Source organism: Variovorax sp. 01T439_2, from assembly GCF_056398445.1.
The window spans coordinates 1-5,460 of the sequence record NZ_JBFTPJ010000432.1; the positions used below are offsets into that span (position 1 = coordinate 1).

Annotated in this window: 7 protein-coding genes and 1 tRNA gene; 3 read left to right on the forward strand and 5 right to left on the reverse strand. The window is 65.0% G+C overall.

Annotation, left to right across the window (positions count from 1 at the left end; genetic code table 11):
- From AC1DOC_RS19620 to AC1DOC_RS19630, 3 genes are all read right to left on the reverse strand, one after another.
- Positions 1–521 (reverse strand): hypothetical protein (locus AC1DOC_RS19620; RefSeq protein ID WP_478130324.1); only part of this gene is annotated, 521 nt, incomplete at its 3' end.
- A 213-nt stretch (positions 522–734) separates the two neighbouring features.
- Complete coding sequence (locus tag AC1DOC_RS19625; protein ID WP_478130325.1) at positions 735–1,088, reverse strand: hypothetical protein; 354 nt, start codon at positions 1,086–1,088, stop codon at positions 735–737.
- A gap of 94 nt (positions 1,089–1,182) precedes the next feature.
- Positions 1,183–1,425, reverse strand: a complete 243-nt coding sequence (locus tag AC1DOC_RS19630; RefSeq protein ID WP_062367220.1) for a helix-turn-helix domain-containing protein — start codon at positions 1,423–1,425, stop codon at positions 1,183–1,185.
- A gap of 918 nt (positions 1,426–2,343) precedes the next feature.
- On the opposite strand from AC1DOC_RS19630, the gene AC1DOC_RS19635 reads away from it, so the two are divergent.
- A complete protein-coding gene (locus tag AC1DOC_RS19635) occupies positions 2,344–2,763 on the forward strand; it encodes a hypothetical protein (protein ID WP_412511925.1) in 420 nt (139 codons plus the stop codon).
- A gap of 203 nt (positions 2,764–2,966) precedes the next feature.
- Here AC1DOC_RS19635 and AC1DOC_RS19640 read toward each other — a convergent pair.
- Positions 2,967–3,043, reverse strand: a tRNA-Met gene (locus AC1DOC_RS19640).
- Between the two features lie 149 nt (positions 3,044–3,192).
- Here AC1DOC_RS19640 and AC1DOC_RS19645 point away from each other — a divergent pair.
- The gene (locus tag AC1DOC_RS19645; RefSeq protein ID WP_412511924.1) at positions 3,193–3,861 is read left to right on the forward strand and encodes a sigma-70 family RNA polymerase sigma factor; all 669 of its coding nucleotides are present in this window, start codon (positions 3,193–3,195) and stop codon (positions 3,859–3,861) included.
- Positions 3,858–5,108 (forward strand): hypothetical protein, encoded by a 1,251-nt coding sequence (locus tag AC1DOC_RS19650; protein WP_412511923.1) that lies wholly within the window; start codon positions 3,858–3,860, stop codon positions 5,106–5,108. Before AC1DOC_RS19645 ends, AC1DOC_RS19650 begins: the two co-directional genes overlap by 4 nt.
- A gap of 4 nt (positions 5,109–5,112) precedes the next feature.
- Here AC1DOC_RS19650 and AC1DOC_RS19655 read toward each other — a convergent pair.
- Positions 5,113–5,460 (reverse strand): enoyl-CoA hydratase-related protein (locus AC1DOC_RS19655; protein ID WP_478130326.1); only part of this gene is annotated, 348 nt, incomplete at its 5' end.

Genomic DNA, 5,460 nt, shown 5'->3' on the forward strand with positions numbered 1-5,460 from the left:
TAGGAGAAATAATCAAAGTTGAAACTGAGCTCGCCTCGGCCTCTCAGCAGCAGCAGCAGGCGGTAGAACTCCTCAGGCTTCGAATAGCTCTTTCCATTGGCGAAGCAACGGAAGGCCTCGGCAACGTTCTTATCGAGGGAAACCGAAAAGTCGACATGGAATGCCGCACCTCCTGCGAGCGTCTTGCGGTAAATATCGTCCGTATAGAACAGCAGCCCGCTGCCGTCGAAGAAGCTCCTCACCATCGGGCACGCCGCCTCGATCTGGTCGAGTCGAACCTCCTGAATTTGCAGGCGGGTTGCCTTGGTGGCATAGGCAACCCGAAGACCCCTAAAGCTATCAAGGTCGCTGGCGATTACCTCGGCGAATGGAGCGGTCTGATCAGCCTGAGCGATGGCGGTGATCGCACGGCGCGTTTTCATGATGCTCGCGTAACGGTCTTGCATTTTCTTGTCTTTTGATGGATGTGTTTTTTTCAGAAAGCACCGACTAAGCACCATCTGCTGAATTTGCGCATTCACATTCGCCTCCTCTCCGGCACGGTCGTGCTGGAAGATGAACGTTTGGATCGCGATATCTGCTCGGAACGTTACGCTGGACGCCTTGTTGATGCATGCGTTCCATCCTATTCAGCCGAGGTGCTCCGTGGGGCGACGATCGCGCCACCAAGGGCACTGAAAGCCTGTATGAGTTTGGTCCGAAACGTGTGTCGTTGGGTCTTCACCCCCGGAAAGTCAGCAAGGACGGCTCATCCGGTTGAGGGCATGAAGATGTTCAATCGCTTTCGCGATGTCCGGAGTGCCGCACGCTTGAATGCGGTTGAGCATCAGAAGCTTCTTGTGAAATGAAAGACCGCCGTATTTTTCGTTTCCCCCACTAAGCAGGTGAATAGCGTTTTCGATTGCCACCTCAAGAAGAAGATGTCCCTTCAACAGGACAAGCTCGGTGCTCTTGTAGTCATCAAGATGCGTACTGACTGCCCACGCAAATATCTGTGGAAGCGACATGAAGTGCCACGTTCTTTTTTCGATGAAGGCAGATCTACCGACGGAGTTGTCGTCTACAAGATGAGAGATCGACTTCTCCACGACTCGCCGGTCAGGTTTCTCCTACCCATGAATGATCCCGCCAATGCTTGTCGCATCGCGCAGCATGGTTGACCGCAGGCGCAGTGGTGGACCGTTACGCCCCCGCCTTGATCAAATCCACGATAGTGCTCTCCGGCCGGAGTTTGCAGGCGCGGCACCAGTCCAGATAGAACAGGACATCCATGTACCGCTCGCCCCGTTCGACTTTCGAAACATAGGACTGGTCGACCTTCAGCCGTGCGCCCAGTTCAGCCTGCGTCAGCCCTGCGGTAAGCCGTACCGCACGCAGGTGCTTGCGCAGGACTTCGTATCGGCGATGGTGGATGGACAGCAGCATTCATCGATGCTCATTGCCGCCCTGGAAAAGGCCATTTTGACCTTTTATGATTATGATTCTCTCGAGCCAAAGATGTCACTTTGGCCTTTTTATCGATAGAAATCAGGGATCAAAAAATGAAAAGCAGGATGGTTTTCTTGAGCACCGCCCTCGTGCTGGCGGCTTGCGGCGGCGGAAGTGGAGGCGGCAGCGCGCCAATGGGACCTGTCGCAGGGCTTCCCTCCACCCCGGCGCAAACGACGACGCTCACGGCACCGGCAACACCTGAGGCACAGGCCCCGGCCGAGCCTGTGGCGCCAGTCGCTTCCGCCGGCCCGACCGATGCCGAAATCCTCAGCCTCGTCGATTCCACGAATCTCTCCAGCTCCGGCTACCCGTGGGACGGCCGGTACGCAGGCGTGGTGAAGCGCTGGAGCCTGCCCATCCCGGTCAAGACCAATGGCGAAGTCCGTGCGGTGCCTGCGATGGACGAGATCGAAGCCAAGCTCGGGTTCGCCATCTTCGACCGCACCAGCATCGCCGCCGCCGACGAGGCGACGATCACCCGTGGCATCGTGTTCCGCCAGGGCACGGCCTACCTGCCGGCCGGCGCCAATCCGCAGGGCTTCTGCGCCAACGTCAGCGATGCGCCCTTTGGCGGCGGCTGGTCCGCTTCATTGCTCAGTCCCGGCGAGCTCACCGGGCGGATGTACGTGAACCTGGACAACCCGCAGTGCGTGGCAGACGGCGCCATCGTCATCCACGAGATCGGGCATGCCTTGGGCCTTGCAACCCACTTCAAGGGCTTCGGCGATGACAACGGCGCCATCGGGCCGGAGTTCTGGCCCGTGCTGGCGACGCTCTACGCAAACCCGATCGGTACGCCCAAGGCGTCGGTCCTCATCAAGCAAATCGACAAGAACYGAAGGAGGGGACGCAATGAAACTGATCGAAGGCAGGCTCACGCGGCTGGGCGAGTCGACCGTGAACATGAAGAACGAGGTGGTCAAGTATTCGCTGATCCAGATCGGCGACAAGACACTGACGAACGTGATGATCGACCGCAAGCTCAACAACTTCCTGCAGGATGGGGTCGAGACGGAGAAGGCCACCCGGCTTTGGTTTCTCAACGGCGGCAAGATCGTGATGGGTGTGCAGGTCGGCGACGACACGCGGTACTACGGCACGATCAACCCGTTCTTCTACTTCGCGATGCTGTTCAACGTGGTGTTCACCGGCATCGTGTTCACGTATCAGCCACTCGGCGCCTTGGCGTGGGCCGTACTGATCTACGCGATCGGCGGACGCCGATGGCCGGACTACCGCAGGGTGGCGGCTGCCGGCGGCATGAAGGTGTGAGGGGCACGGCGATGAAGCCAATTTCCATCGGGATGAATCCGGCTGGGTGCTGGTGAGCCGGGGCGGCGGGTAGGCCGCGGCCGGGCTTTGCCGCGCTGCCAGACCCCTTGCCCCGCGGCATGCGAAGGCCCAAACAAAAAAGCCCTAAGTAGTTGATTTACTTAGGGCTTTTTGACTTTTGCGGAGCACCGCAAAAGTGGTGTTGGTGGCTCTTCACGGACTCGAACCGCGGACCTGTGGATTATGATTCCATCGCTCTAACCGACTGAGCTAAAGAGCCGTTCGGCACAGTTTTGTGCCGAGCCCAAGATTATAGCGCAGGCTGTGGGCCTCGAATCAAGCCCGCCAAGCCGCACACGGTGTCTTTTTTTGCGATGGCCAACCCCGAAGCCGGCCGCCGCCCGTACAACCCCGGGTGAAAATCCGCCGATGTCTGCGCTGCCCCGCGCCCCTTCCGCCAAAGCCGCCACCGAGCGCGACGCCATGCCCGACGACCAGTTGATGCTGGCCTACGCGCGCGGCGATGGCGCGGCGTTCGACGTGCTTTATGCGCGCCACGAGGGCGGGCTGTTCCGCTTCGTCAAGCGGCTGCTGGGCGCCCGGCTGGCGGCGCAGGCGGACGAGGTGTTCCAGGACACCTGGGTGCGCATCATCTCGGCGCGCGACAGCTTCTCGCCGCAGGGCGCCGCCTGGCGCACCTGGGCCTTCACGATTGCGCACAACCTGGCGATGGACCGGCTGCGCGTGAGCGGGCGCGAAGTGGCGTTCGATGCCGCRCATCCGGACGATGGCGAGGACGCCTTTCCCACGCTCGACCGCGGCGTGCGCGGCGCGATGGATGCCGCGGCGCATCCATCGGCCGAAGAACTCGCGTTCTGGCGCGCCGCCGGCCGGCGCCTGCTGGCCTGCCTCGACGAATTGCCGCCCGAGCAGCGCGCCGCGTTCCTGCTGCACCATGAAGACGGGCTGACCGTCGAAGCACTCGCGGCCAGCCTGCAGATCGGCTTCGAGACGGTGCGCAGCCGCCTGCGCTATGGGCTGCAGAAACTGCGCGGCTGCATGGAACGCTACCTGTCGGTGCTGGAGCAGCGCGCGTGAACACCGGCAGCGGCACCCCTGGCTTCGACGATGGCGGCGAGGACGCGGCGCTGCGCGACCCCGCACTGCGCCGCGCGCTCGACCACGCGCCCGACAGCGACGCGCTGCCCGATCCGCGCACCCGCGACGCGATCCGGAAGATGGCGCACAACCTCGCACCGGTTCCCGCGGCGGCGCCGGCGGCTGAAGACGAGGGTGCCGCGCCCTGGTGGCGCCGGCTGTTCGGCGGCGGCGGGGGATCGCATGCGCGCATGCCGTGGAACGCGGCCTTTGCGACCGTGCTGCTGGCTACCTTCGTGACCGTGCTCTGGCATCGCGAACCGGTGCCCGATGCGCGGCTGGATGGAGAGGCGGGAGTTGCCTCCGCGCCTGCGACTGCTCAGGAGGCGGCGCCGGCTGCGGCTGCAGTTCCGGCGCCGGCCGCGGCACCCGCGCCCGCGCCAGCTACCGCATCGGCCCCGCCACCGGCACCAGCGCAAGCCCAGCCGCAGGCCGAAGCGGCGCGAGACACGGTGAGCGAAGAGTCCATGCGAAGCAGTGAGATCGCAGTGCGCCGATCGGCGCCGCCGCCCTCCGGCAAGCAGGCTGCCGCACCAGCGCCCGAGCCCCAGGCCAGCCAGGTCGCGCCAGAGCCGCCGCCCCTGCCAGCGTCGCTTCCCGCACCTGCGCCACCTGCAGCAGTTCCACCGGCACCAGCATCATCACCAGCAGCAGCGATCGCGCCGCCGCTGCCTCCTGCGCCCATGGCCCCCGCAGCGCCGCCCGCCACCCGCGAGGCCGCCAGCGGCGGCACTTCTGGTTCTTCTCCAGCCCTGTCGGCACCGCAGCGCAGCCCCAGCGCCGACGCCGCCTCCGGCATGCTGCGCTCGGCCCCCGCGCCGCGCGCGGCCGTGATGGCAGGCAAGGCCGCGGCAAGTCCGGATGAAGGTGCGTTCTCGGCGCTCGACCAATGGACGTCGTTGAACGCAACACGCGCCGGGCAGAGCGTGCGCCATGCGCGCGGCGACACCGAGGGGCTGGCCGCGTTGGTCAACACGCTGGCTCGTTCGGCCACCGCGCCGGGCGCTGAACCGGCCGCGCCCGTCGAGGCGCGGCTGGAGCTCTACCGCGGCGGCGCCCTGCTCGCGGTGCTCGAGATCGCGGGCGACCAGGTGCGCTGGACGCCGCAGGGCACGGCAGCCGGCGCCTCGGTCGGCACGCCGCCGGCGCAGGCGCTGGCCGAGTTGAAGGCGCTGCTCGCGCGCTGATCGCTCAGGCGTTCTTGAAGTCCGGCTGGCGCTTGGCGAGGAAGGCGTCCATGCCTTCCTTCTGGTCGGCCGTGGCAAACAGCGCATGGAACAGCCGGCGCTCGAACATGACGCCGTCGGAGAGGCCGCTCTCGAAGGCGCGGTTGACCGACTCCTTGGCCGCCATCACCGCGATCTGCGAGTAGCCCGCGATGATCAGCGCGGCGCCGAGCGCTTCGTCGGCCAGCTGCGCATAAGGCACCACGCGGCTCACGAGGCCCGCGCGCTCGGCTTCGGCGGCGTCCATCATGCGGGCGGTGAGCGCCATGTCCATCGCCTTGCTCTTGCCCACCGCGCGCGGCAGGCGCTGCGT